Below are 26,785 nucleotides of genomic sequence, written 5' to 3' on the forward strand. Positions count from 1 at the left end.
GGTTGGAGAAAGAGAAAAGGTTCATTCCGAAGCGCCGTTGCCGTTGTCCTTCTTCGTGAAGAAGGCCTTCCGCTGATGGTAGTAGCCGATGGCGAAGACGCCTTGGCTCCGGAGATTGAGCTGGTTCGGAAAGCTGGAAATCGGACCTACAATGTCTTGGATCAACTTCTCGCGAGTGATCCGAGCCCCGGTCTGAAGCTTCCCCAGATGATGACCATAGGTTCGCAGGATGCGCGGAAAGACACTGGCGGGAGTCGCGGAAGCGGCGCTATAAAACCGGTCGCGGAGCCCGGCGTTGAGATTCCCGAGGGCGTCTTCCTGCGTTTTCTCCAAGGCTGCAAAGAGGCGTCCGAGGAGGTAGGCGGGTTCATTGTTAGCTGGATCAAGCATGACAGGGAAGGATTGGCGGTGATTGCGGACCAGTATGGCCTTGAGGATGGAAGCTCTGAGATACCCGATCGTGCGATCGGCATGGATACGACGGATAACAGAGGAGAAGAGCCCCTCCGCATAAGGAGTGCCTTCCACGATGGAGCGAAGGAGTCCTCCCCCGAGCAGGGGCGGTATCTCGTCCACCACCCGAGCGGTCTCCCGCAGGATCTGCCAGACGGCAGGGAACTCGGGATCGGGAAACCCTTTCCCGGATGCGGTGGTGAACTGCCTCACCATCTCCATGCAGCGGTGATGGTCGTGGAGTTTCGTCAGGAGTTCTCCCACGGTGGAGCGATGGAAGAAACGGACGGAGAGGCGCGCGGCATTCGGGGCCAGTCCCAGAATGAAAAACGGAGTATCGGGGTCGCCGAACTCTTGGAAGTGTCCCCCGCTGCGGACCGCTTCCAGCAGCCGGGTGATCCGCTCGCGTTGAATTTCGTCCTGCGCCTCTTCCACCGCCTGTGAACCGGAGGAAATCAACCCGGCAAAGCAGTCTTCCATCGCAGTCGGCTTCTCCGTCCAAAAGACGGTCGTGGTATCTCCAATGCGGATGCGGTGTTTGGAAGACTTCGGTCCGGTGAGCAGGGAATTCAATGCGGTCCCATAGCGGAAGGCCGCGTCTTCACCCACCGGAGAATTGTAGCTTTGCTCCTTGCCATAGGATTCGTAGGCAGAGGCATTGAAGGATACAAGGGAAGCACCGGAAGACTGCGCACCGGTTACTCCTTTGATTTTCGGATGCAGACGGGCGACAGGCCCCACTGCTCCGGAAATGAGGCATTGGGCGGAAGTACCCGGTTCTTCCTGAGATAGCGTCTTCCGCCACCAAGCCTGCACGGCGGGTGCTTCATGAACGGGCCTCTTCTCCCCTTGCAGCCGGAAGATGCCAAAGCCGGTGAGCAATTCGTCGAGAATCGGGAATTCCGCGATGCGCTCCGGCTTCCACTCCCTCAGGAAGCGGCAGACCGCCGAGAAAGACTCATCCCCGATCTCTTTCTCCAGCACCAGATGCTTGTCCCGAAACGCCTCGAAGCGGCTTGCCCCGAAGCCATCGGCCTTGTCCACCGGCTGACGGCCCAAGAGATAGGTCTGGTTATCCCACAGGAAACAGGGATTGATTCCCGAGCCGGATGGTTTCGCTTCACCGGGAACCAGCACAATATCGTTCTGAAGTTTCCCCTTCGCATCCGGCTTCCGGTAGTCGTGGACATCGAAGCTACCATCGCAATTCAGGATCACTTCAAAGCTGATCTTCTGAGGCGAGGATCCGGGTGGGGCGATCTCATAGGAAGAATCATCCGCAAGCCGGCCGTAGAGTTCATGGAGAGATTGGAGGATCATGCTCTTATCGCGAAGGGAAGTTTCGGCACCTTGATGACACCATCGACAAGGCTAGCCCGGAAGAAGTGCGGGGTGGTGGATCTCACCCGGCGGGTGGCGCGATCCGCATCGAACTCGATATCATGCAGCATGAAGCCAAGATCCTTCTCCCCCGCAAAGGAGTCGTGCGGCTTAGGAAGGTCCGCCTCCTCTTCGATCAACTCGAAGCGCACCGGAAACTCGCGACAACCGAAGTACGGCTGCTGGAAGGCCTGCCCTCTCCTCGCGCGGCGCTTGAACATTTCCAAATGCTTGCCCACGGCTTCCGGCTCCGGGAGTGGAATCTGATCGCCGCCTTTCTCCAGCCGTGCATCGAGAACCCTCACGTGAGCCCTGATGACGTAAGCCACATCCTTTAGAAGTAACGAGGCCCGCTGCTGGCGGTTTTCCGCGACATCCATGTAGGGACGAATCTCCGGATCCTGCATCGCGGCGTTCACGCCGGAAGATCCTTTTACTGGGATCTTCGAGGAGACCTCGTTACGCCGGATATTGGTGAAGCGGATCGGGTTCAGGACATGGATCTCATCCACGATCCAGCGGATCTGAGGCTTCCAATAGATGGCCTCCAAAATGCCGCGTGCGGCAGAGGGCGTCATCACATCGTAGGAGACTCGCTCGACTTTCATCTCCGGTCGGCTGAAGAGCGCGTAATCGCCGGAGATCTTGAGGGTTATTCCGTATTTCATGAGGAAGAGCAGATCAGGTTTTGTGCGCCCGCATGGGCTTCGTCGAAGGTAAGGCCGAAATCCGGTGAATAGTTGAGATCGTTTGAGATGAGGACATGGAATTGCCCTTCGCGCAGGACTTCGAAGGAGCGGATATTATCATCCCTCACGCGCGGAGAAATCTGGACGGTATAGCGCTGCAAGCCGCGCAAAAGCCCGCGATGAAGAGGAATGGACGGATTCCTCAATTCCCTGATCAATCTCTCCGCCCTCTCATCGAAAGGGATGATCACGGGAACCTGCCAGTCTTCGATGAGCCGGAAGTCTCTCGCCACCGAGGCGAATTGAAAGTGGAAGGGAAAGGCCCTGTCCCGGCCTTCAAGGCGGAAGCGGGAAAGGATCTCTTTCGCATCCCAGCGGCGGCTCTGCCGGTAGTAGTAGAGATCGAAATAGTCGTGGATAGCTTCCTGTCCAAGAAGGTCCTCATGGAGGCCAAGCAACTCACCGGTTACCTGGGCGGTCTCCCTGAAGTAGGCTTCGGCACGGGTGTCCTCCGGCCGGAAGATGTAAACCTTGCCAGCTTCGGGAAGCGTGCCGTTGCGATTGCAGCGACCCGCAGCCTGAGCAATGGAGTCCAGACCCGCCAAAGCCCTGAAGACGACCGGGAAGTCCACGTCCACGCCTGCCTCGATCAACTGCGTCGAGACCACTCTGGCTGCCATCCCTTTGTCCAAACGATCCCGGATTTCCGCGAGGACCATGCTGCGATGCTCCGGACACATCAGGGCGGAGAGATGGTAGTTCCCCTCCCCGCCTCCCAATCGCTCGAAGATCTGCTGTGCGTGCCTCCGGCGGTTCACGATGCAAAGGACCTGAGAATGGGATGCGAGGCGTCCAACCAAACCCGAATCCGGCAGATCACCGCAGAACTCGCATTTCACCCGCTTCAACGATGCAAAGAGCGTTGCGGTATCGGAGATGATCTCGCGACAATCCTGCAGACCGATCTTGAAGTCTTCCGGGTGGAAGTGGATGGCAGGTTGGGTAGCCGTGCAGAGAACCACCGTGGCCCGGTAATTTGAGGCGAGCTCCCGGATACCCCTCAAACACGGCTCCAGGAAATCGACGGGAAGAGTCTGTGCTTCGTCCAGAATGACGACCGAATTCGCTATGTGGTGAAGTTTGCGGCAGCGAGAGGTCTTCGAGGCATGGAGCGACTCGTAGAATTGCACCGCAGTCGTAATCACGATCGGCGCGTCCCAATTCTCCGCAGCAAGCCTCGATTGAAGCGTCTCATCGTCGGGAGAGAGCGACGAGTGATGCTCGATGAGAGGAGTGAATGTCGCGGTCTGGAGCGGAGCCACGATCTCACGAATGACGCTGGCATTTTGCTCGATGATCGAGGTGAAAGGCACCACGTAGATGATCCGGCATTGTCCATGGGCGATGGCGTGGCGCAAAGCGAAGAGCAGGGAGGAGAGGGTCTTGCCTCCTCCGGTGGGGACCGTGAGCGAGAACAGACCGGGAGACCTCCCTGCCGCTCTCTTGCAATCCTCGACCACCACACGCCGCTGGAAGTTGACAGAATCTCCGGGTGCTGGCTGCCCGAAGCTTTCGATCCGGGCCTCCACGAGTGCGGCCATGGTCGGGAAGATGTCTTCAGGCACCTCATTCCGCACGCGTGCATGGGCAGGATTCATGAATGCTTCGGTGGCGAGGAAATCCGCGTCCACCAGACAGGAGAAGAGCATGCGGGTGAAGAAGGAGAATGCGTGACCATCCCCGGTGGACAGGAGGAAGGGAGGCGGCTTCGAGAGGGAAGGAGAGATGATATCCAGCGGGATATCCTCGGCATCATGGCTGCATGGCTTCGCGAGCCGGCTTGCCTGACATGCATCATTCGAGCGGCCATCAAGCAATCCCGAGTGATGCCCCGCGATCACATACGCAATCAAATGCCCGAACACCTCATCTGTTCTCACCGCGTGACGAGCCCCTGCAGTGGAGTGATCCATTTTCCCGGAAACGTCTCCGAGATGAGGATCAGCCTTCGATCTAAGGTAAGCCTGCCATTCGGGAGGAAATTTCCCCAGATCATGCCACAGGCCTGCCAGATAGCCCCATTGCCAGGCGGCGTCGCGGTCCGGGCCGGGAGGGAACATGGCGGCGGCGAAGGTGGCGGCCCAGTATGCGACCTTATTGAGATGGCCGTGATCAGCAGACAGTCGTTCGCATTCCTGACAATTTGCACCGCCACATTGGCCGGGCCCACTCCCTAACGGAGTGAAGAGTGGTTCCCAAAGGGCACCGGGCACACTGTGAGCATAGGAAGGCATAGTTGGGAGGAAGAACCGCAATATAAGCGTTCATACGAACACCAAACTCGACACAAGACAAGTAAAAAGTTGTCTTAAGCGGCCATCTCTCCAACGCTAGCCTATCGAACTATAGGTCATCCGATAACCCCAACCCACACAAAGCAAAGCGATCTTATTTTGCTCACCTTCCCCAACTTCCATCAAGCTATCAACTTATACAGCGGATCTAGAGGAACACCCGAACGAATGGTGGCGAGAATCCATCTCAAACATGCCCGTGAGCCCGCCGCGGTCGACGAAGGCAAGTTCTCCCTTGTAGCCCGGATATGGCCACGAGGAGTTTCCAAGGAGGAACTTCAGCTAGCAGCGCGGTTGAAGGAGGTTGTCCCGAGCACAACTTTGCGCCGCCGCTACCTCAATGAATCGGGATCGCTGCCCGGAGCCCCCCCCGTGAAAGGAAGAATCATCCCATCGGTTACGGTGCCTATGACGAAGAGCACAACAATGCCGTAGTCCTCCGCGAATTCCTCTCCCGATGAAATCCGATCTTGAAGGCCACCTTGGCTAGCGAGCGGCGCTGCCAAATATTCGGATCATCGAGATTTGATTCGCTGGCGGCAGACAGGGCCGCGAATAGCAGCGCCACTCATTCCGATTCTCGGGATGAACTGGTCGAATGAGCCGAAAACCCTAGCCCCTCAATGGCTATCTTGCGAGCTCTCGAGGCGTCCGGAGCAACCATCTCGACTTCGAGCAGCGCGTAGGCGGCCGCGATCGCCGCCTTCTATCCGTGCTCATTATAGAAAGTACGAGGACTGGGATTCGAACCCAGGACCAATTGGTTAAAAGCCAACTGCTCTACCGACTGAGCTATCCTCGCTTTTCTTTCCGGTGATCCGGTGCTGATCTTGCCAGCGGCCGGGGCCGGGATGGGTAGTGGCGGGGTCCGGGTTTGGCAAGTTCATTTTCCCCCCTTTTCCAAGGCCACATCGAGAAATTCGCGGAGGCCTGTTTCGGGACGATCGAGGAGGAAGGCGGGGATTCCAAGAGCATGGGCACCCTCCAAGTCAGCGATGCGGGAATCCCCGACGTGAAAAAGCTCCTGAGGAGAAAGGCCGAGTAGAGCCAGTGCATGGCGGAAGATCGCAGGCTCCGGCTTGCGGGACCGGGCATCCGCGGAGGTAATCACAGCTTCGAAGTGAAGCGCGTGGCCTTCCAGAATCGCGTGGAGACGCCGATCGAAATTCGAAACCACGGCGATGCGGAATCCTGCCTCCCGTGAGGCGGCCAGCACCTCTTGAACCTCCGGAAACACCCGCCACGCCTGAGGATCCGCGTAGTGATCAAAGAGCGCATGGAAGATCTCCCGCCCGAAGGCATCCGGCAGGGGCTCTCCGAGGATCTCGCCGAAAGTCCCGCACACGACAGATTTCCACCACTCGCGCTCGGCAGCATCGCCATGCGGATGCGAATCCCAGTCCGGATCAACAATTCCGGAGAACGTGACCCCGAAGGCGCGCCTCACTGCATCCACTTCCACCGGGTATCCGGCAGCAGCGGAAGTCCGGGCGTAGACTTCCGCAACCGGCTCGGCAGGCTCAATGAGGGTTCCTGCGGCGTCGAAGCAAAGAGCGCGGATCACCGGGCGAAGGGTAGAAAAGAAACCGATGCCGACAAGAACCGTCGCGAGAAGGCGCTCTCCGGGCGACTCCGATCTTCACCGGGGGAATCTGGAAGGCGGCGGTCCTTCCGGCGTAGTAAAGCAGGATGAAGCGCCGGGCATGGATAGGAATGGCAGCAACAGCAGCATGCGGGTCTTGCCGGAGGGAGAAGATCGGGGAGAAAGCCGCGGAGACTCCTGCCGAGCCTTCCCCGACCTGGAATACGCTGGAGGATTCTTCCTGGAAATCGGCAATGGGGGGCCAGCTCACGATCCCCGAACCCGGAACACTCCGGCTTCAATGGGGAGAGGGCCTGAGCGCGGCAAAGTGGACGGGAGCAGCTGTCCTGCCCCCCTTCGAGCTCGAGCTCGAGGCGCGCCGGATCGACGGGACAGACTTTTTCTGCGGGATCACTTTTCCCGCCCGGAGCACCGGGGAAAGTGTCACTTGGATCGTCGGCGGCTGGGGAGGTAGCTTGGTCGGCATCTCTTCCATCGACGACAAGGATGCTTCGGAAAACGAGACCACTCTCCATCGACCGTTTAAAAAAGAGCGCTGGTACCGACTCAGGCTAAGGCGGGAAGGTGAGCGGATCGACGCATGGATCGACGGAGAGACGGTCATCGGAATCGATACCGCGGGCCGCAAACTGTCGCTGAGACCGGGCCCGATCGACTCCTGCGCCCCTTTCGGGCTGGCCACTTGGCAGACCACAGGGGAATTCCGGAATTTGAGGTGGCGGACGCTCTAAGCCTGAGCTAGGAAGGAGATTCGGCTTGCAAGTCAAGGGTTTCCGCCGTATCCCCCCGCCGATCAATCTTCCGACACGAAGGAGTGGGTCGAAATACCCGCTCTTTTGCGTCTCTGGACATACGGAGCGCTACCGCGCCGCACTGCCCGCCATGACCAACGACATCGTCGCACTCATCGATTACTACGAGAAAGAAAAAGGCATCGACCGGGACAAGGTCGTCGCCGCGCTCGAGTACGCCTTCATTTCCGCCTATCGCAAGATGGTTCCTGGTGCTGACGCCATCGAGGTGCTCCGCGCTGATGTGAATACCAAGAAGGGAGAAACCCGCATTTTCGCGGTTTTGACCGTGGTCGCGGATGGCGAGCAGACCGACAAGTTTAACCAGGTGGTGCTCTCGACGGCTTCGAAGAAGAACGCCGATGCACAGCCGGGCGACACGATGGAATTCAACGTCACGCCGAAGGACTTCGGCCGCATCGCGGTGCAGACGGCGAAGCAGACGATGATGCAGCGTCTCCGCCAGGCGGAGAAGGAGATGATTTACGAAGAGTTCAAGGATCGTGCAGGCGACATCGTCTCCGGCACCGTCCGCCGCTTCGACCGCAGCGATGTGCTGATCGACCTCGGCAAGTTCGAAGGCGTCATGCCGAGCCGCGAGCGCGTGCAGACCGAGGAATACAATATCGGTGACCGCATCCGCGCCTACGTGGTGGCCGTCGAAAACGAAGGCCGCGGCCCGGAGATCATCCTCTCCCGCAGCCACCCGAACTTCGTGCGCCGACTCTTCGAAGCCGAAGTGAACGAAATTTCCGACCGTACCGTGGAAATCCGGGGGATCGCCCGTGAAGCCGGCTACCGCACCAAGGTAGCCGTGTGGAGCACCGACGACAAGGTGGACCCCGTGGGTGCCTGCGTGGGCCTGCGCGGTGCCCGCGTGAAGAACATCGTCCGCGAGCTCAACAACGAGAAGGTCGACATCATCCGCTGGAGCGATGATCCGGAAGAATTCGTCCGCGAGGCGCTCAAGCCGGCCACGCTCCGCTCGATCACCGTGGATCAGGAAAACCGGGTCGTTCACGTGACCGTGGACGAAGAAGACCTGAGCAAGGCGATTGGCCGCCGCGGACAGAACGCCCGTCTTTCCTCCCGCCTGATGGGCTGGGACGTGCAGGTCCGCAAGGACGAGAGCAAGCTGGAGCAGTTCGAGAAGAAGATCGCCGGTGCCGCGCACTCGATCGCCGAACAGCTCGGACTCGACGACGATCTCGCCGACAAGCTCTTCCGCGCAGGCGGCATGAGCTCGGAGATCGTCGCAGAAATGCCGGTTGATTATATCGCGGCAAACCTTGAGGTTTCCGAAGAGCGCGCGAACGACATTCTCGCCCGCGCAAAGGCCCACGCTTCCGCCTGATTTTTTGATTTTCCCGGGACCTGAAGCCGGTCCCGAAACGACGACACGATTTGCCTGATGGCCAAAGATAGCAGCGACAGTACTCCGCCGCCGAAACGCAAGGTTCTCGACCTGATCGAGCAACCGAAGGCTCCCTCACGCCGTGACCGGCAGCGGGCAGCCCAAGCTGCGGAGTCAGCACCCCCGCCGCCCAGCGAGTTGCAAAAGAAGAAGGAGGGCGCTCTGGACCTCTTCAGCGACGAGGGAAAGAAGAAGAAGTCCGGGGTGCGCAAGACCGAGCAGTCCGGCAAGGCCGTGCTGCCCGTAATCTCGAAGCTTTTGGAAGAGGAGGAACCCGCCGCACCGGCACCTGTTCCCACTCCTCCTCCGGCGAGCACCGTTTCCCCGGTGGCCCCTCCGGAGCCGGAACCTGCCGCCCCCGTGATGGAAGACACCGGCAATCTGATCAGCATCAAGCCGCCGATCATCGTCAGCGAACTCGCCGCACGCATGGGCTTGAAGCCCTTCGTGCTGCTCGCCGACCTGATCAAGCTTCAGGTCTTCGTAGCCCCGAACCAGGCCATCGAGCCTGAGATCGCAGCCAAGGTCTGCGATCTCCACGGTTTCATCTTCGAGCGTGAAAAGCGCGAGAAGGGTGGCGGCGTTCACAAGGTCGAGGAAGTCGTCGTCGAACCGGAAGCTCCGCAGGACGAGCCGGAAGACGTGCTTCAGCTTCGCCCGCCGATCATCACCATCATGGGCCACGTCGACCACGGGAAGACCTCCCTGCTCGACTACATCCGCAAGTCCCGCATCGTCACCGGCGAAGCGGGCGGCATCACCCAGCACGTGGCCGCCTACAAGGTGGAGCACGAAGGGAAGCCGATCACTTTCATCGACACGCCAGGTCACGCCATCTTCTCCGACATGCGCGCCCGCGGCGCCGACATCACGGACATCGTGGTGCTGGTGGTCGCCGCGAATGACGGGATCATGCCGCAGACGATGGAGGCCATCGAGCACGCCAAGAAGGCGAAGAAGACCATCATCGTGGCGATCAACAAGATCGACTTGCCGACCGCCAACATCCAGCGGGTGAAGACCCAGCTCGCCGAGAAAGGCCTGCAAACCGTCGATTTCGGCGGCGACGTGGAAGCGGTTGAAATTTCCGCCCTCACGGGTGCCGGTATTCCGGACCTGCTCGAGCTTCTGGCCCTCCAGGCCGAAGTGCTCGAACTGAAGGCGAACCCGAAGGGTAATGCCCGCGCCGCCATCATCGAGGCACGCGTGCAACCCGGTCGCGGCGCGACGGCTTCCGTCATCGTCGAGACTGGCACCTTGAAGGTGGGCACGCCGTTCATCTGCGGACCCTTCGCCGGCAAGGTGAAGTCCCTCATCAACGACCGCGGCGAACAGGTCAAGGAAGCCAAGCCCGGAACGCCGGTGGAAGTCGTCGGCTTCGAAGAGATGCCGAACGTGGGCGACCAGATGGTGGAGATGGATTCGATCCGTGCCGCCCAGAAGCTCGCCGACGAACGCCAGCTCGAGCTGCGCAACTCGCGCCTGAAGATGACCCAGAAGAGCCGCATGGAGGATCTCTTCTCGAACGTCATCGAAGGGACCGGCAAGGCCGTGCTGAAGCTGGTGCTGAAGTGCGACGTGCAAGGCTCGGTCGAAGCGATCAAGAACGCGATCGGCGACATCAAGTCCGACAAGATCACCACCCAGATCATCATCGCGGGTGCCGGTCCGATCACGGAAGGCGACGTCCAGATGGCCAGCTCCGCGGATGCCGTGGTGCTCGGCTTCAACGTGAAGGTGGAAGCCAACGCGGTGAAGGCGGTCAAGGCCGAGGGCGTCCAAGTGAAGCTCTACTCGATCGTTTACGAACTGATCGATCAGGTCCGCGAGGCGATGCTCGGCATGCTCGAGCCGCTCACCCGCGAGAACATCATCGGTCACGCAGAGGTCAAAATGGTCTTCAAGCTCTCCAAGTCGAAGGGCCGCGCCGCCGGTTCCTACGTCAAGGATGGCAAGATCCACCGCAAGGCCCACGCCCGCGTCATCCGCGGTGGCGTGCCGGTCTTCGACGGCAAGATGTCCACGCTCCGCCGCTTCCAGGACGAAGTGGAAGAGGTCAAGTCGGGCATGGAGTGCGGTATCCGACTTGGCGAATTCAACGAATACCAGGAAGGCGACATCATCGAGTGCTACACGCTCGAGAAGATCCCGCAGACGCTGTAATCCGTTTCCAAATCTCAGAAAACCCGTGGGCAATTTTGCTACCACGGGTTTTCTTGTCCTCGGGGATACCCCTTCCCTACGCACTCTCCGCCCTTGCACAGGGCCCTTTCCTCTCTTGATTCCCTACCATGAGCCACCGCATCGACCGGGTTAACGAACTGCTGAAGCGCGAGATCGGTTCCGTCGTCCAGAAGGACTACGAATGGCATGGCGCGCTGGTCACCGTGAATGCGGTGGAAACCACGCAGGACATCAAGGAAGCCAAGGTGTGGATCGGCGTACTGGGAGGCAAGGTCGAGCCCGTGCTCGACAAGCTGAACCATGACCACGGCTCCATCCAAAAGAAGATCGCCAAGCGGGTAGTGCTGAAGTCCACCCCTGTCCTCAGCTTCCGCCACGATGCTTCTGCCGAGCGCGGAGTGGAAATCGTGAACCTGTTGGATGAGGTGGCAAAGCTGCCCACCGCGAAGGACTCGGAAGAGTGATCGCCATTTCTCTCTCATAAAGAAGCCGCGCCCCCTCACGGGAGCGCGGCTCTTTGTTTCCCAAGACTAGGAAGACTTCCGCCGGCGTAGGAGCGCCAGCAACCCAAGACTTCCCAGAAGCATCGCAGCCGGTTCCGGCACGGCGGTCACGGTGATGAAACCGGAGCCTGGGCCGGGGGTCTGCAAATCGCCGCCGCCATTGAGGCCGGGCAAGGTGTCGTTGTAATCGATTCTCCAGAACTGGCCTCCCATGGAGTAGACCGTATCGTCTGCGGAGAAGTTTGCGAAGGTTCCCACCAAGCTGTCGTAGGCCGCCAACGTGAACTTGTCGCCCAAGGTGAAGGTTCCCAGGTTGGTAAGACTCAGCGTAGCTCCGGAAAGCGTCAGCGTGCCATTCACATCGACCAAGTCGGCCGTGGTGGCCCCTCCGGTGACCTCCGCATTGAGAAGCCCGGTCAGGGTGGCCGAACTGTTCAAGGTCAGGGTCCCTGGAGAGCTGCCCGGATTGATCTGGCCGGCAAGCGTGATGCCAGCCTGACCCGCCGTGATCGATCCCGCCCCGGTCAAGGTCTGCCCTGCGCTCAAGGTCCAGCCATTCACCCCCGAGACATCGAGGACGGCACCTCCCTGAACCTCGATGGTGCTGGAGGCTCCGATACCGCCGGTGGATGAGAGGGCCAAAGTGCCGCCTGCGACCGTCGTCTTGCCGGTATAGGTGCTGCTCGCCTCAAGGGTGAGGGTACCCGCTCCCGACTTGGTAAGACCACCAGTCCCGGAGAAGACCTGATTCGTCGCAAGGGTATTGCCATTGCTATCGACCTTCAGGCCGCCCCCCTTGATGTTCGCTTGGTCGAGCTTGGTAATGAAGGCGGTGCTGGTGCCGGTCGCCACGATCTGGGTGCCGTTGAAGTGCACGTTGGCGGTGGTGGTGGCACTGGCATCCGGGTCGTTAGCCCGGCCATCTGCAAAGATACCGCTGCCAATCTCTCCGACCTTCAGCGTGCCGCCGTCAAGATTCATGGTGCCGGTGGTCGTGCCCACTACCCCGACCATGATCTTCGCGACCCGCACTTCCGCGGTACCGGAGATATTGAGTTCGGAGGAAAGATTCCCCACTTCTCCCACATAGATGTTTCCGGCTTGGATGTCGATCAGGCCAGCGCTGGCATTCACGATGCCCTTGCCGCCGCCGCCGATGGTCATGGCGCCATTTCCGGTCTTGGTAATGGTGCCACCGGTCATGTTCACGGTCCCGGTGCCGCCATTGCGCCCCACTGCGATCCAGTTGTTCGCGGACAAGCTTCCTGCGCTGAGGTTGTAGATCGCGTTGGCTGCTCCTGCGGCCTGGCCCACCCAGAACTCTCCATTGATGGAAACCGCGCCACCGGTCTGGGTCATCAGGCCCGCTGAGTTGTCACCCACGATGAAGTTCCCGCCACCGGTCTTGTTGAAGGTGCCACCGCTTATATTGACGGTGCCATTCCCACCTTCACGACCAATCGCGACCCAGCTGCCGACATTCAGGACTGCGGATCCGCTCAGCGTGTAGGTACCCGTGGAGCCGGCTCCTTGGCCGACCCAGAACTCGTTGTTCGAATTCACCGTGCCGCCGGAATGGGTAAACTGACCGGTAGTAGTGAAAGTGCCGGTGGTCTTGTAGGCCACCACGAAGTTCCCGCTGCCGGTCTTGTTGATCGTGCCACCGGTCATGCTCATGATGCCATTGCCCCCGTCACGACCGATCGCAAAGACGTTCCCGACATTGGTCTCGGCGGTTCCGCTCATGTTGTAGGTGCCGTTAGACCCGGTATTGTTGGCCACCCAGAGCTGGTTGTTGACCGTGATGATGCCACCGCTGTGATTGCCCAGCGCGGTGCCGCTATTCGAGGCGAAGATCCAGTTGTCGGCACCGTTCTTGGTGATCGAACCCCCGGTCATGTTCAGAGTGCCATTGGCATTCGCGCCATTGCCAAACTCCACCCAGCCGCCGGCCGTGGTGATCGCACCGCTCTGGAGATTGAGCACACCGGTGCTGCCACCCGCCCCGACCTGGAGTTGGCTACCCACGGCGACCGTGCCCGTGGTATTCACGTTCATGGTGCCGTTGGCACCACCGGCATTGAAGCCGCCCACGTAGAGCCGGCCCGCCACGTTCACGCTGCCGGTTCCCTGCGCGAAGCCGGTGAGGCCAGCTACTACGGTGTTTGTATCGGCGAGGTTGTACTTTCCGGTACCGCCATTGGTGCCGACATACATCCAGTTCCCCGCGCCGGTCTGAGCCGCGCCCGCGGTGTGGTTCAGGACTCCGTTGGTTCCCGAGGCGCTTCCGACGATAATATCGACCGGCGTCGCGATGATATTCTCGGAAATGGTGGCGATATTTCCGGTGGAAGTATCGATGATAGCGTGGCTTCCACCAGTACCAGCGTCGCCAACCCAGTTGACGTCGTCATTCCATGCGGTGGAATTGGTTCCGTCCCAAACGGTGGCAAGGGAGGTGGTGGTGAGGCCAGCGAGGAGGGCACAGTACGCGCCCGCAGACACGATCTGCAGTCGAGTCGTCATCAGGGTTTTTATTGGGAGGTTGGGTTTAGGGGCAGGTTCGAGAAAAACCTGTTTGCTATCACAAACCCGAAGTCCCTCCGGGGTCGAGCCGAATGCAGGGCATTCGGCCTAAAAGTTTGTCATATGGAAAATGATTGAATTCGCACGCAAAGGTGAGTCGAGGAGCAGCCTCATTCCAAAAAATCCAAAATTCTGCGGCACCCTAACACGCAGCTACGCAAACCTCTTCGGCATAAGAAAAGGATAAGATAAGAGGCAAATCCACTGCCTTGACATTAGTTTTCTAAAAATTTAAGGAATGCGTGCTGTTCACACCCCTTACACACCCATTCCGTGAAGTTCGCCACTCCCGCCTGCCTGCTGTTGGGCCTGCCGCTCTGCGCGCTTGCCCAAGAACCGCCTAAAACCAATTCCTCACAGAAGGTCGATAGCGGGCTTCTGAGTACGGAGCCCTACCGTCACACCGGTATCGTCTTCGCCGGGGACGACGCCAACGCCTTCCGCGGCAGCGGCGTGGTGGCAAGCGATCCGAAGCTCTTTTTCACCGCCTCTCATGTCCTGTGGGACGATGAGAAGCAAAAGTGGTTCCTGCCTCCGGAATGGGTAGGTGGCTACAGTGCGGATGCCACGCCCGGACTGGGCAAATTTTCCCGCGGTTATTTCCGCTGGGCAGGCTATTCCAGCGTGGTCACCGAAAGCGGCACGGAAACCCGGGGCGCCTTCAGCCGCGATATCTCGCTGGCTTGGGGACTTGAGGATTTCGTGGAGGGCGAACCGGCGCAGATCGACTTCAAAGGGGTCAATAGCCTGAGGAAAGCCAAGACCTCGATGATCACCGGCTACCCTGCCCTGCTGGACTATACTGGTGAAAGCGGCGGCTATTTCCTGCACGCCACCGAACCCGACCTTACCCCGTTCAAGTCCGCAGTAACGGCGAACGGCAACTATTTGTATGCGACCCACATCTCCACGGGTCCCGGCAATAGCGGGGGACCGGTGTGGAGCCAGGACGACGGAGGACAATGGAAGGTCTCAGGATTGCTGGTCTCGGGACGCCCTTCGGAAGCAGGCGTCTACGCGATGTCCTCTTCCGTGAAGTCGCTGCTTCGTGCGGCTTCACCGGTGATTGCGGATCCCCGGAAATCCAACAAGTCGGTGCAGCTCGTTTCCACCGACACCTGCCGCATGGTGATGAACAAGCCAAAGCGCATCCCCGACGGCCTGCACCGCTGGACCAAGATCCCGCTGAAGTGCATCCGTTTCCCGGAAGGAAGCGTGGTGGCCACCGCCTATCTTGATCTCAACATCACCACCAACCACCGCGGAGATCTTATCGTCGCGGTACTGGGGCCCGATGGAACCATGGCGATCGTTCACGATGGCCAGGGCGCAGGCGAAGACAACCTCGAGTTCGACGATCTTCCCCTCAGTGCTCTCTTCCAAGATGCTTCCGCCGTGGGCAACTGGGCTCTTCTGGTGCAAGACCGGCTGACTGCCGACCCCGCCGTGGTCACGAAGCTTGAACTTGAGATTACCGCGCAGCCAAAAACGGGCGGCGGCAGCACGGACCCGTGATCCGGACGCGACGATTCCTTGTCCTCGCAGGCGCGCTCGCTACCGGCGGCGCGCTGTGGTGGAGCTTTGATGCTTGGTCGGGCGGCAGTTCCGCCGCCCCGCCGATCGTCAAAGCCCCGCTGCAATCGGAGCCTTCATCCGCCTCACCACGCCAAAGGGAAATTTCCGCGGCGTGGCACGAGGTTCTTGCCAACTGCAAGGATGGGCGGGATCCCGAGGCGATCCGCAAGCAATTGGTCGCCTTGCGGGAGAGGTGGTCCGAGGAAGACGATCTCTATCTCGTCGCCCAATCGATCAGCCAGCTCCTCAAGACCGGTGAGGATGCAAAGACGGGACTGCGCTTGGAGACGGGACCACAAGGGCTTAGGGGATGGCCTACGATGCGGGTCTTCCTGCTCGATTTCCTGTCGACCGCGGATCCGGACCTCGCGGTGGAAGTCGCACGCGAGATCCTGGCCAGCACCTCATCTGCAGAGGAATATGCGGTGGCCCTGAAGCCGCTGCTCATGAAGGGTCCATGGCGGGCTTCCGATGAGGAATTGCAGGAGCATTTCGCCAAACTGCTCGCCACCCCGGAATGGCAAACCCGCGAGGGACTCGCGGAAGCGCTCGACCTTCCCCGGGTAGCGTCATCTTCCGGCACGGCGGATGTGCTAGCCCGGTGGGTGGATGCTTCGCCACCCGCGGTGGAAGCGGGTGAAATCGCGCTCCACGAAACAGCGGCGCAGACGCCGTCGGTGTTGGTGGGATTGATCGCAGAAGACCGCACCCTCTTCGAGGACCAACCGGAGCTCAGGGCCAGCCTGATGGCCCGGGCGACGGTCTCGGACGGAGGCCAAGCGACGGAAGTGAATGCCTATCTCCGCGATCCCGCGATCTCAAAACAGGAGAAGGAAAGTTTCCTGGCCCTCTATCCGCTCCGCAGTGCCACCACAGGCTACCGGCTCTACGGGCAGCCACCCAAGCCCTTTGAGCGCAACCAAGTCGTTGCGGATGACCAAGCTGCACTCCAAGCCGTCACCCACTGGATGGCGGATCCAGCCATGGCAGAGCTCGCTCCCTCACTGAAGTCCTTGCAGGGCCGGCTCCAGACTTGGGTGGGACAGGCTGGCGATTGACGCGGGGAGGCTCCCGCGGTTGGATAAGGCATGGCTTCCACCGCCGTTTCCCTGCTCGGGCTAGTCCTGATGATCGCGATGATCGCGGGTCTCTGGGTCGGCGTCCTTGGGCTCCGCCAAGCCGGCAGGAATGGCGCATGGTGGACGATGATGCTGGCTGTTTGCGGGATCACGTTGGGCACGCTTGGCTTCGCCGGTCTTACATTCGCGCTATCCACTTCGCTCGCTGGCGGATCCGGAGGAGCTGGCATGGCGATCTTCGGGATCTTCTCGATGCTCGTTCCCTTCAGCGTGCTGCTCTTCATCATCGGATTCGCCATCCACGGCTTGAAAACGGCTCGCGTGAACCAGCGGATCCGGGAGTTGGAGCAATTGACGGAAGCCATGAGCGAGGAGATCAACCGACTGCGAGAAGGGAGAATGTCTTGAGTAGCGAAAGCATTGCATTCCTCGATCTGCCCGACGAGAGGACCTTGGTGGGTTACGGGCCCTTTCATACGACGAATCTCGTACCAAAGTCGGGAGCCGCCTTCTATCGGAATGACTTCGGCCTGACTTCCACGGAGCCATGGTGGATTCCCGAGCGTTGGGAAGTTCTGCCGCGAGGGTCCGTCACGGGGATCTTGGGCGAAGTGCCATCCCCGCTTGCATGCGCTTGGGAAGCACCGGACGCTTCCGAGTTCGCCACGGTTTTCCAGGAGATCAGCGCCGCCATCCGGGCCGGAGCCTTCGAGAAGACCGTGCCCGTGGTGGTGGAGCGGGGGCAATTGGAAGAATTGCCAGCCCAGACGCTGCTCTCCTGGGCAAGCACCTGTGAAGCACCGCTGTTCGCCTATGGCTTCACCGACGGGGAGTCGGGCTTTGCGGGTTCTTCTCCGGAACGCTTGTTCTCGGTCTCCGGTAGCGTGCTCAAAACCATGGCACTCGCCGGTACCGCGCGGGCCGAAGAGCGGGACGTGCTGGCCGTGGATGAAAAGGAAATTCGCGAACACGAATACGTCGCCCAATCGATCGTGGCGAAGCTCAGCGACATCGGCAACGTCAGGCGGAGTCCCCGCGGGATCATGGAGCTTCGTTCGATCGTTCACTTCCACACGCCGATCGAAGTGGAACTCAGCGGATATGAGTCGCCGGATTCACTGGTGAAGCGTCTTCACCCGACCCCGGCGCTAGGTCCCCTGCCCCGCACGCGCGAGACGATGGACCAGTTGATTTCGTGGCGCCGGAGGCTCGGAACACCGGAAGGTTTCGGAGCTCCGTTCGGAGCGATCCTTGATGGGGAGTTCCATGCAATCGTGGCGATCCGCGGGCTCTGGTGGTCCGGCACGGAGCTGATCCTGCCCGCCGGATGTGGCGTGATCGAAGCCAGCCGGCTGGTGAATGAATGGCGCGAGCTCCGTCTCAAGCGCGAGGCGGTGAAGGCGCGCTTCGGCTTCTGAAGCGATCCCTGTCAAAACCAAAGCGCCCTTGAAGCGGGAGCCTGTGCTCCCGCCCCAAAGGCAGAGTCCTAACGGCGACGATCAGTCGCCGAAGAGATTTCCGAGGCCGCCGAGGGCGGAGCCTTGCTCGCGGCCGCTCGCATACATGCTGGTGATCCGCTGCGCCAGGCGCGCGAAGGGCATGCTCTGCAACCACACAGTACCGTGGCCTTGCAGCGTGGCGAGGAAGAGGCCTTCGCCGCCGAAGACCATCGACTTCAAATTGCCAGAGCGCTGGATGTCGTAGTCGATGCCCTTGGTGAAGGCGACCAGACACCCGGTATCGACGAAGAGCTTCTCGCCCTTGAGCTCCTTGCGCACCACGGTGCCGCCGGCGTGAACGAAAGCCATGCCATCGCCCTGAAGGCGCTGAAGGATGAAGCCCTCGCCCCCGAAAAGGCCGGCGCCGAGCTTGCGGTTAAAGGCGATCCCGAGCTGGGTACCCATCGCGGCGCAGAGGAAGGCATCCTTCTGGCAAAGTAGTTCGCCGCCTTGCTGGGAAAGATCTACGGGAACCACCGTACCAGGATAAGGAGCCGCAAAGGTCACGCGCTTCTTGACTCCCGAACGGTTGGTGAAGTGGGTCATGAAGATCGACTCGCCGGTAAGCGCCCGCTTTCCGACCGCCATGAGCTTGCCCATGAAGCCTTGGTCCGGCGTCGAGCCATCGCCCATCTTGGTTTCGAAGGCGATGCCATCTTCCATGTAGTTCATGGCTCCGGCTTCTGCGATCACGGTCTCGCCGGAATCCAGCTCGATCTCCACCATCTGGATGGACTCGCCAATGATCTCGTAGTCGATCTCATGGGAACGCTTGCCGAATGCCGGTGGAGCTCCGCCCGGCGGGAGCGGAGGAGGTGCACCTGCACCCTGGAAAAGGTCCGGCAGGACCTTGGCGGCAGGTTCCCAGCCGGTCATGCCTTGCGTCCAGACCACGGTCTGGGGGGTGATGGTTCCGGCTTCGACCAGCTCGGGAAGATTTTCTTCGGAAGTAGAGGCAGTGGATCCGGATGCGCTATGATAGTGCCAGGTTTTCATCGGAGGCAAAGGTAGGTGCGATGGATGCGGCGGCAAGAATGGGGGAAGCAACGAATCCGGCAATTACACGATCGTTGTAGAATTCCATGCGGGCGACTTTCCATGGTCCCCGGTCCGGATCTTCTCCGCCGCCGGGCGCCTGTTCCGCCTGATAAAACAGGGAAAATAACAGGCGTCCTCTCCGGAGTCAGGCGCGCGACCGCTTTGCCCCAGAAGTAGAAGGGCTGCGGGTTCTTTGGAAGCCGTGCCAGTGGTCCCCGGCGCGGGTCTCTGGCACTCCTAAGGGCGGAACTACGTGCAACAGCGTTAGAGGAGCTGCGTCTCGGCGAGGAGGTGGTAGGTGCCTTGCTTGGCGATAAGCTCCTGGTGGGTGCCACTTTCGATCAGTCTGCCGTGGTTCAGGACGAGGATCCGGTCGGCGTGGCGGACGGTGGAGAGGCGGTGCGCGATGACGAGGCTGGTCCGGCCTTTCATGAGGCGCTCCAGCGCTTCGTTGACGAGGCGCTCGCTCTCGGTATCCAGCGCACTGGTAGCTTCATCGAGAAGAAGGATACGCGGATCCGCAAGAATCGCGCGGGCGATCGCGATGCGCTGGCGCTGGCCACCGGAGAGCTTCACGCCACGGGGCCCCACGGTCGTGTCATATCCGTCGGGGAGCGCCGCGATGAAATCATGCGCGTTCGCTTGTTTTGCAGCTTCCTCGATCTCGGCAGCGGTGGCACCGGGTCGTCCGTATTCGATATTCTCGCGGATGGAGCCACCGAATAGCAGCACTTCCTGCGGGACCACGGCGATCTGGTGACGCAGGGAAGCAAGCTGGAGTTCCGAGGCGTCATTGCCATCGAAGGTTACCTTGCCGCTTTCCGGTTGATTGAAGCCAAGGATCAATGAGAAGACCGTCGATTTCCCCGCGCCCGACGGACCAACCAAGGCCACGCGCTGGCCTGGTTCGGCGATGAAGGAAAGCTCGTCCAGCACCGGGGCTTCGGGACGCGAGGGATAGCGGAAGGTCACGTTTTGGAAAGCGAGGCCGCCATCCAGCCTCCCCACTGCGAGCGATCCGCTGCGCTCGGGAGACTCCGCCATCAGTTCACGCAGGCGCTCGGTCGCGCCCGTCATGGCTTGGAACTGCGAAACGATTTCCGGCATCGAACCCAGCGAGGCACCGACAAAAACACTGAAGATCATGAAGCCGGTGAAGGCCCGCTGATCGATCGCGCCGCTGGCTAACAGGTGGGAGCCATACCAGACCACTCCGCCAATGGTGCCGAACATCACGAAGATGATGAAGGACAGGAAGGCGGCCCGGGCACTCGCACCGCGCAGCGCGACATTGTAGACGCGATCCAGGGCACGGTTGTAGCGGGTCATCTCGAAGGCCTCGTTCGAGAAGGCCTTCACGTCGGCAATGCTCTGGACGCTTTCCTCCATCACCATCCCGGACTCGGCGAGGGCATCCTGCGCTTCACGGGAGTATTTCCGGACCTTCCTTCCGGAAAGAGCCACGGCCAGCACGACCACCGGCACGCAGGCCAGCATCACCAGCGAGAGCTTCCATGAGAGGATGAAGACGATGATCAAGCTTCCGATCAGCACCACGCTGTGACGTGCCGCCTGCGGGAGCGTATTGAGAAAGGTCTCGCGGACGGTCACGAGGTCCGAGGAGACGCGATTGCTTACCGAGCCGGAGCGCTGATCTTGGAAAAAAGGCACCGGCAGTTTCAGCAGGTGCGTGAAGAGATCCCGCCGCAGGTCATTGAGGGCGGCCTCGCCGGAACGGGTGAAGCCACGGACCCGCCAGTAGGCGATGAAGGCCTGAACCGCCAGAATGCCAACCAGCCAGAGGATCTTTTCATCCGCCCGCTGACGCGTGGCCACGGTATCGACGCCCTTTTTCCACGCATCCGCGGGATCGCCGATGAGATCCTTCAAGAACCAGGGAAAAGCGAGCGAGAGGCCCGCGGTGAAAAACAAGGCGAGGACCGAGGGAATGAAGATCTTCCGGTAGGGCCGGACATAGGACAGCACCCACGCGACTCCCCCTCTCACATCGCGCTTCTTTTCCGCCTCGGCATTCCGCATGGCGGGGATGGGAGACGATGCCGCGCCGCCCGTCAAACCGGCAGTCCGCGGCAGCCTGCAAGAGCGGTCTCCCGCGCCCACCGATCCGCTTCTATCACCGCTTCCAGGGAATTTGCGGGGGCGACCTGATGACGATGCATCGCCTCGCCAACAATCCGCCAGATGTCAGGGAACCGGATGCTGCCGGCGATGAAAGCGTCCACGGCAACTTCATTCGCCGCGTTGAAAACCGCGGGCAGCGTTCCCCCCATCAGGCCTGCGTCCCGGGCCAATTTCAGCGCCGGGAAATCCGCCTGGCGGGGCTCCTCGAAATCAAGGCGTGCCAGCTTCCCGAAATCGAGCGGCTGCAGGCCACCCGCAACCCGATCCGGCCAAGTCAGCGCGTATTGGATCGGGAAACACATGTCGGTCTTGCTCATCTGGGCGAGCACCGAGCCATCGATGAACTCGACCATGGAGTGGACGATGCTCTGGGGATGGACGACCACGTCAATGCGCTCCATGCCGATGCCAAAGAGCCAGCGGGCCTCGATCATCTCCAAGCCCTTGTTAAAGAGCGTCGCGGAATCGATGGTGATCTTCCGGCCCATGTCCCAGGTCGGATGCTTGAGCGCCTGCTCCAGCGTGACGTCCGCGAGCATCTCTGCAGGCAGGGTCCGGAAGGGCCCACCCGATGCAGTGAGGATCAGCCGGGAAACCTCCTTTTCGCCACCGCGATGGCCATCGAGGCACTGGAAAATCGCATTGTGCTCACTGTCCACGGGCAGGAGCTTCACTCCGCGTTTTTCAGCGGCGGCGGTGACGACTTCGCCCGCCATCACGAAGATTTCCTTCGAGGCGACGGCGAGATCCTTTCCCGCTTCGATCGCAGCCAGCGCGGGGTGAAGGCCGGCGGTGCCGACGATGGCGATGAGCACCATGTCCGCTTCCTCAAGGGTGGCGAGCTCCACGAGCCCCTCGGGTCCGGCGAAGATGGTCACACCGGGGGGCAGCAGGGCGCGCAGTTCCTCCACGCGAGAGGCATCGTGAAGTGCCACTTTCGTCACACCGGTTTCGCGGGCCTGCGCGGCCAGCGCCTCCACGCTGCCATTCGCGGCCAAGCCGACCAGTTCGATCCGCTCCGGGAGCAGGCGCGCCACTTCGAGCGTGGACTTGCCAATCGAACCCGTGGATCCCAGCAGGACCACCCTCTTGCGCTGCGGGGCGCACTTCACGCCGACATCATCCATTTGAGATAGAAGTAGAGAACGGGAGCGGTGAAGCAGAGACTATCGATCAGATCGAGCGCACCGCCGATACCCGGCAGCATCTGACCGGAGTCCTTCACGTTCAGGCTGCGCTTCACCACGCTTTCCGCCAGATCGCCGACGACCGCCAGCAGGCAGAGCACGATGCTGAGGCCGATGACATGGGGCCAGCCACCCAGCACATGGAGGCCGGTAGCGAAGGAAGGCATGTCCTCCCGGAAGCAAGCGTAAAGGCCGCATCCGGCGAGTAGCGCGAAGAAGATCGCGCCACCGAAGCCCTGCCAGGTTTTCCCCGGGCTCACGTGCGGGATCATCTTATGCTTCCCGATCATGGAGCCGACGATATAGGCACCCATGTCGGTGAATTTCGTCACCGCAATCATCCACAGCAGGACCATGGCGCCGGGGACTTGACCGGGGCCAGGAACGAGGAAAACGAGGCGTGCGGAGAAATTGAAGAGGAAGGCGAGATAGACGAAGCCAAGGAGATTGCTGGCCACGGCCTGAAGCGCCTCGAGCCCCCGGATCGGGAAGCGCAGCTGCAGGAAGAAAGCGCCCGCAATAGCCGCAAAAATGGCAGGCCCATCGAACCAATCGGGAAGATCTGCAAGGCGCTTCGCGCTCAGTGTGACGGCCCCGCCCTCCGGCTGCAGTTCGCCGATTTCACTGCCTCCCGGTGCCCCCAGCAAGAGCCAGTAGAGAACACCCGAATACACCACCGCCAGCAGCATGCCGTAGCGCGGGAAGCACTTCACCCCGCCTGCCTTCAGCATCTGGAAATACTCGCGGGTGGAGATCAGGGTCAGCACGCCGATCAGCCCGACGTAGGCCCATGCCTGGCGGCTGTAGAGTCCAGCCGCCACCACCGCCCACAGCCCGAGCGTGCTGGCGCTGCGGCGCAGGAAAGTCGCTCGTTTAGAATTGTCGGGCACGGGGTTCGGCATCCGCGCGAATCCAAGACGGCGAAGCACCGGGAGGCAATTTCATTCGGCGCGCGCAACCTTGGCAAAAAGACCGGGTTTTCCCCTGCAACTACGGACTGGCCATCCGTCGGAACACTCAATCAACAACTCAACTGTAACCGATCAGATGAAAACCAAGACCATTTGGACCACCATCGCCCTTCTGGCAGCCAGCAGCGTCGCCGGATTCGCCCAAGACGAAAAGAAGCCGGACGAAGGCCAGCGTGAGCGCCGTGGCGGACGCGGCCAAGTGTCCCCGGCCGTGCTCAAGGAGTTCGACAAGGACGGCGACGGCAAGCTCAACGAGGAAGAGCGCACCGCGGCCCGCGAAGCCGCCCAGAAGAAAATCCTGGAGAAGTACGACAAGGACAAGGACGGCAAGCTGAGCGACGAAGAACGCAAGGCCATGCGCGAAGACTTCGAGGCCAAGCGCAAGGCTCTCCTTGAAAAGTACGACAAGGACAAGGACGGCCGCCTGAACAACGAAGAGCGCAAGGCCGCTGTCGACGCGGGCGAAGAGCTTCCCGCATGGGGCGGCCCTGGAGGCCCCGGCGGACGTGGACCCCGCGGCGAGCGTGGCGGAAACGGTGGCAACGCCGACAAGACCGACAAGCCGGGTCAATAAGTCCTAGCCTTTCCCAAGGAACCCATACCGGAACCCCGGAGTGCGGCAACGCCTCCGGGTTTTCGCGTTTCTGGAGCCAAGAACCGGAGGTCGGAGCTCAGAGGTCGAGTTCTACGGACTTGAGCGCGATGTAGAGCGAATTCGAGCGCTCCAAGCGGGGCTGGAGGGCAGCCTTGGCCGCAGCGAGCTGGCGGCGGACCTCGATGAGGCTGCTGGAGTAGTCGCGGAAGAGGAAACGGATGCCTTCCCCATGGTCGGCCTTCAGGCCGTCCGCAAAGGTGGCACCGCCAGCCAGCAATCGCTCCCGGTAGGCAGCAGCAATGCGGGCAGCTGTGACCCAGGCAATGACTGCGGCGAGGCCGAAAACCGCCACGGACACGGCCAGCAGGGTCAGTGCCATCTGCTGATTCCCGAGCGTCCCGCAAGCGCCGGCCCCGATGACAAGCATGAGGCCGATGCCGGTAAATCCTTTCAGCGAGGCATTCCTCCGGCGCATGAAGGGATCCAAGACCCCGCGAACCCGCAGACCCGCAAGCGCTTGTGGCACCGCCTTCTCCAGACGGGCGACGAAACGCGCGGTGACCTTTTCCCGCTCCGGTCCCGCGACGGTGCAGGGACCTGGCTCGAGACCCATGCGCTCGACCACCCGCGGCCGGACGGTGTCCCAGTGCTTCGAGCATGCATCGATCAGGCGGGCGGCATCGTCCTTCGCAAAGCCGGTGGCCACCTCCTGCATCCGGGAGGCAAAGGTGGTCTCAATCTCCGCCGCGGTACCATCCCCCGTGAAAAGGCGGGCCAGTGAACGCCACCAGCCGAGCCGCTTCTTCAGCGAACGGACAATGCGATCCACCTCTCCGCGATAACGCTCCAAGGCGGCACCAAGCGCCTCCGGGGCGGCTTCGAGGGAGGAATCCCGGAGGGCTTCCATCTCGCGCTCAATATTGGAAAGGAACCAGCCGTCGTCCTCCATGCCGCGGCGCTGAACATCAAAGAGCGAGTCCAGGCGGCGGATCTTCCGCGCGGCATGGTGGTAGGCATCGTGCAGGACCTGGCGGCGGTCCATGGAATCGCAAATGCGCTCCGAGATGAAGTGCTCGAAATCAGAGAAACGGCTGAGGGTCCACGCTTCGCCGTTCACCGGCTCGGATCGTTTCGCTTCCAAGGCGTATTTCGCGGAGAGCGGGAAGATCGGCAGCACTTGGCCGAGCCGTTTCATCGAAAGATCCCGCATGTGCCCGAGGATGATCGGGATATCCTGCGCCTGCTTCAGATCGATGCGCTGGACCACGAGGGCGGTGCGGGACAAAGCCTCCGGGGAGAGCCGGGAAACCGCATCCCAAGTGGCGGCGGTCCATGGATTTTCCGCAGTGAAGACCACCAGCACCAGATCGGCATGCTCCAAGAAGGGATCTGCGACCTCGGCATGGCCACCGACCTTCGAATTCGTGCCGGGAGTATCCAGCAGCTCGAAATTTCGCAGGTAGTCGATGTCGCGGCGGCACTCGATCAGGAGATCGCTGGCCGGTCGGTCGGCATTTTCACCATAGCGGTAAAGCCGGACTTCCGTGGTAAGCGGGACGGGGCCGGAGGGGCAGAGTGCCTCTCCCACGAGACCATTCAACAATGAGGATTTCCCGGAATTCACCTCGCCGACGGCGGCGATGAGAATAGGACGGGAAAGAACCGGAACGGGATGTTCCGGTTCTTCTTCCAAGGCGACCTCGCCCGCGAGATCGCCAATCCAAGTCAGCAATTCCGACAGGCGGTCCCTGACCGCAAAATAGCGCTCGCCGGGCATCGTGACTCCTCAGCCGCCCGACTTCTCATTGACCCGCCGCGATCGGACCGGCCGGAGCCGGTGGAGCGGCCATGGCCAGCAACTGGGACACGGTCACGAACTTGTAGCCCTTGCGCAGCAGCCCATCGAGGGTCGCCGGCATGGCATCCACGGTGCCGCCGTGGAGGTCGTGTGCCAGGATGATGGCTCCCGGCGTGGTCTGGCTATTGATGCGGGAAGTGATGACCGAGGCACCCGGGCGCTTCCAATCGAGCGGATCGACGGACCAGAGGATGGTCGGGTAGCGCAGCTCGGAGTGGACCAGCTCGCGCTGGCGCTGGAGCAGCGCGCCGTATGGCGGGCGCATGGTGCGGGGCTGGACGCCGGCGGCACGGGCCACGGCATCGCGGCACTTGGTAAGTTCCTCACGCAGCGCGGAGTCGCTGAGCTTGCTCAGGATGGGGTGCGTGTAGCTGTGGTTGCCGATTTCGTGGCCTTCCGAAACGGTGCGGCGCAGCACGTTCGGGTAGAGATCCACATTCCGGCCGATCACGTAAAAGGTCGCCTTGATGTTGCGCTCGCGGAGCATGTCCAGCAGGCGCGGCGTATTCTTCGGGTGCGGGCCGTCGTCGAAGGTCATCGCCACATAGGGCTGGCTGACGGCGACGCGGGAGAAAGTGATGCCACCGCTGCCGCCGGAGGCGGGCAGGTTCATGTCCGGATTCCGCGGAACCGGACCCTGCACCTTCGGGGTGCGGTACTCACGGTTCGGAGCGGTGCGGGCCGGAGCGGCCGTGGGGTCCTGCGCGGCGGCTTGGGGACCCGGCTGCGGCTTTTCGGAGGAGGCCATGGAGCAGCTGCTACCAAGGGCAGCACTGATCACCATGAAGGTGCGGCGCGAGAGCTTCGGCATGCCGGATTCGCCGTCTTGAGCGTTATTGAAAATCTTGTAGCCGAGGGTCTCGATCGGATTCTTCATGGAGGAA

Annotated in this window: 21 protein-coding genes, 1 tRNA gene and 1 pseudogene; 10 read left to right on the forward strand and 13 right to left on the reverse strand. The window is 61.2% G+C overall.

Annotation, left to right across the window (positions count from 1 at the left end; translation table 11 throughout):
- Positions 1 to 21 precede the first annotated feature (21 nt).
- Genes cas8c through HHL09_RS08000 form a run of 3 tightly spaced genes read right to left on the reverse strand, consistent with a single transcriptional unit; the run spans position 22 to position 4,816 of the window.
- The gene (gene cas8c, locus HHL09_RS07990; RefSeq protein ID WP_169454041.1) at positions 22 to 1,773 is read right to left on the reverse strand and encodes a type I-C CRISPR-associated protein Cas8c/Csd1; all 1,752 of its coding nucleotides are present in this window, start codon (positions 1,771 to 1,773) and stop codon (positions 22 to 24) included.
- Positions 1,770 to 2,501, reverse strand: coding sequence for a type I-C CRISPR-associated protein Cas5c (gene cas5c, locus HHL09_RS07995; protein WP_169454042.1), 732 nt, complete (start codon positions 2,499 to 2,501; stop codon positions 1,770 to 1,772). Before cas5c ends, cas8c begins: the two co-directional genes overlap by 4 nt.
- Positions 2,498 to 4,816: a CRISPR-associated endonuclease Cas3'' gene (locus tag HHL09_RS08000; protein ID WP_169454043.1), complete on the reverse strand. Its 2,319-nt coding sequence runs from the start codon at positions 4,814 to 4,816 to the stop codon at positions 2,498 to 2,500. The genes cas5c and HHL09_RS08000 overlap by 4 nt, the downstream gene beginning before the upstream one ends.
- 228 nt (positions 4,817 to 5,044) lie before the next feature.
- Between HHL09_RS08000 and HHL09_RS26835 the strand changes: the two genes are divergently transcribed.
- Positions 5,045 to 5,311 (forward strand): DUF488 family protein, N3 subclade, encoded by a 267-nt coding sequence (locus HHL09_RS26835; RefSeq protein ID WP_425491640.1) that lies wholly within the window; start codon positions 5,045 to 5,047, stop codon positions 5,309 to 5,311.
- 294 nt (positions 5,312 to 5,605) lie between these two features.
- On the opposite strand, the gene HHL09_RS08005 is transcribed toward HHL09_RS26835, so the two are convergent.
- Both HHL09_RS08005 and HHL09_RS08010 read right to left on the reverse strand, forming a co-directional pair.
- A tRNA-Lys gene (locus HHL09_RS08005) sits at positions 5,606 to 5,678 on the reverse strand.
- 81 nt (positions 5,679 to 5,759) lie between these two features.
- Positions 5,760 to 6,440 carry an HAD-IIIA family hydrolase gene (locus tag HHL09_RS08010; RefSeq protein WP_169454044.1) on the reverse strand — a complete coding sequence of 227 codons (681 nt, stop codon included), beginning with the start codon at positions 6,438 to 6,440 and terminating at the stop codon, positions 5,760 to 5,762.
- A gap of 149 nt (positions 6,441 to 6,589) precedes the next feature.
- Between HHL09_RS08010 and HHL09_RS08015 the strand changes: the two genes are divergently transcribed.
- From HHL09_RS08015 to rbfA, 4 genes are all read left to right on the forward strand, one after another.
- A complete protein-coding gene (locus HHL09_RS08015) occupies positions 6,590 to 7,210 on the forward strand; it encodes a 3-keto-alpha-glucoside-1,2-lyase-like domain-containing protein (protein WP_169454045.1) in 621 nt (206 codons plus the stop codon).
- 151 nt (positions 7,211 to 7,361) lie between these two features.
- A complete protein-coding gene (gene nusA / locus HHL09_RS08020) occupies positions 7,362 to 8,624 on the forward strand; it encodes a transcription termination factor NusA (protein ID WP_169454046.1) in 1,263 nt (420 codons plus the stop codon).
- A 57-nt stretch (positions 8,625 to 8,681) separates the two neighbouring features.
- A complete protein-coding gene (infB, locus tag HHL09_RS08025; protein WP_169454047.1) occupies positions 8,682 to 10,847 on the forward strand; it encodes a translation initiation factor IF-2 in 2,166 nt (721 codons plus the stop codon).
- Between the two features lie 128 nt (positions 10,848 to 10,975).
- The gene (gene rbfA / locus HHL09_RS08030; protein ID WP_169454048.1) at positions 10,976 to 11,332 is read left to right on the forward strand and encodes a 30S ribosome-binding factor RbfA; all 357 of its coding nucleotides are present in this window, start codon (positions 10,976 to 10,978) and stop codon (positions 11,330 to 11,332) included.
- Positions 11,333 to 11,398: 66 nt separating this feature from the next.
- On the opposite strand, the gene HHL09_RS08035 is transcribed toward rbfA, so the two are convergent.
- Positions 11,399 to 13,897 carry a beta strand repeat-containing protein gene (locus HHL09_RS08035; protein WP_169454049.1) on the reverse strand — a complete coding sequence of 833 codons (2,499 nt, stop codon included), beginning with the start codon at positions 13,895 to 13,897 and terminating at the stop codon, positions 11,399 to 11,401.
- A 333-nt stretch (positions 13,898 to 14,230) separates the two neighbouring features.
- On the opposite strand from HHL09_RS08035, the gene HHL09_RS08040 reads away from it, so the two are divergent.
- The 4 genes from HHL09_RS08040 to HHL09_RS08055 are packed head-to-tail and all read left to right on the forward strand — an operon-like array spanning position 14,231 to position 18,029.
- On the forward strand, positions 14,231 to 15,472 hold the full coding sequence (locus tag HHL09_RS08040) for a proprotein convertase P-domain-containing protein (protein ID WP_169454050.1): 1,242 nt from the start codon (positions 14,231 to 14,233) through the stop codon (positions 15,470 to 15,472).
- Complete coding sequence (locus HHL09_RS08045) at positions 15,469 to 16,590, forward strand: hypothetical protein (RefSeq protein WP_169454051.1); 1,122 nt, start codon at positions 15,469 to 15,471, stop codon at positions 16,588 to 16,590. The genes HHL09_RS08040 and HHL09_RS08045 overlap by 4 nt, the downstream gene beginning before the upstream one ends.
- A 30-nt stretch (positions 16,591 to 16,620) precedes the next feature.
- Positions 16,621 to 17,019: a hypothetical protein gene (locus tag HHL09_RS08050; protein ID WP_169454052.1), complete on the forward strand. Its 399-nt coding sequence runs from the start codon at positions 16,621 to 16,623 to the stop codon at positions 17,017 to 17,019.
- The gene (locus HHL09_RS08055; protein ID WP_169454053.1) at positions 17,016 to 18,029 is read left to right on the forward strand and encodes a chorismate-binding protein; all 1,014 of its coding nucleotides are present in this window, start codon (positions 17,016 to 17,018) and stop codon (positions 18,027 to 18,029) included. Before HHL09_RS08050 ends, HHL09_RS08055 begins: the two co-directional genes overlap by 4 nt.
- Before the next feature lie 81 nt (positions 18,030 to 18,110).
- Here the strand turns inward: HHL09_RS08055 and HHL09_RS08060 are convergent, their stop codons facing one another.
- From HHL09_RS08060 to HHL09_RS08075, 5 genes and pseudogenes are all read right to left on the reverse strand, one after another.
- Positions 18,111 to 18,869: a TIGR00266 family protein gene (locus HHL09_RS08060; protein WP_343224877.1), complete on the reverse strand. Its 759-nt coding sequence runs from the start codon at positions 18,867 to 18,869 to the stop codon at positions 18,111 to 18,113.
- Between the two features lie 99 nt (positions 18,870 to 18,968).
- Positions 18,969 to 19,106, reverse strand: a pseudogene (locus HHL09_RS26755) (GYF domain-containing protein); the annotation flags it as partial.
- A gap of 306 nt (positions 19,107 to 19,412) precedes the next feature.
- On the reverse strand, positions 19,413 to 21,188 hold the full coding sequence (locus HHL09_RS08065) for an ABC transporter ATP-binding protein (RefSeq protein ID WP_169454055.1): 1,776 nt from the start codon (positions 21,186 to 21,188) through the stop codon (positions 19,413 to 19,415).
- 32 nt (positions 21,189 to 21,220) lie between these two features.
- Positions 21,221 to 22,417: a 1-deoxy-D-xylulose-5-phosphate reductoisomerase gene (locus HHL09_RS08070; protein ID WP_169454056.1), complete on the reverse strand. Its 1,197-nt coding sequence runs from the start codon at positions 22,415 to 22,417 to the stop codon at positions 21,221 to 21,223.
- A complete protein-coding gene (locus HHL09_RS08075; RefSeq protein ID WP_169454057.1) occupies positions 22,399 to 23,367 on the reverse strand; it encodes a phosphatidate cytidylyltransferase in 969 nt (322 codons plus the stop codon). The genes HHL09_RS08070 and HHL09_RS08075 overlap by 19 nt, the downstream gene beginning before the upstream one ends.
- 157 nt (positions 23,368 to 23,524) lie before the next feature.
- Here HHL09_RS08075 and HHL09_RS08080 point away from each other — a divergent pair, with 157 nt between their 5' ends.
- The gene (locus HHL09_RS08080) at positions 23,525 to 24,022 is read left to right on the forward strand and encodes an EF-hand domain-containing protein (protein ID WP_169454058.1); all 498 of its coding nucleotides are present in this window, start codon (positions 23,525 to 23,527) and stop codon (positions 24,020 to 24,022) included.
- A 97-nt stretch (positions 24,023 to 24,119) separates the two neighbouring features.
- On the opposite strand, the gene HHL09_RS08085 is transcribed toward HHL09_RS08080, so the two are convergent.
- Both HHL09_RS08085 and HHL09_RS08090 read right to left on the reverse strand, forming a co-directional pair.
- Positions 24,120 to 25,820, reverse strand: coding sequence for a dynamin family protein (locus tag HHL09_RS08085; protein ID WP_169454059.1), 1,701 nt, complete (start codon positions 25,818 to 25,820; stop codon positions 24,120 to 24,122).
- A gap of 25 nt (positions 25,821 to 25,845) precedes the next feature.
- A complete protein-coding gene (locus HHL09_RS08090; RefSeq protein ID WP_240963757.1) occupies positions 25,846 to 26,778 on the reverse strand; it encodes a polysaccharide deacetylase family protein in 933 nt (310 codons plus the stop codon).
- Positions 26,779 to 26,785: the final 7 nt, after the last annotated feature.

The sequence above is a fragment of the Luteolibacter luteus genome (assembly GCF_012913485.1).
Lineage (GTDB): Bacteria > Verrucomicrobiota > Verrucomicrobiia > Verrucomicrobiales > Akkermansiaceae > Haloferula > Haloferula lutea.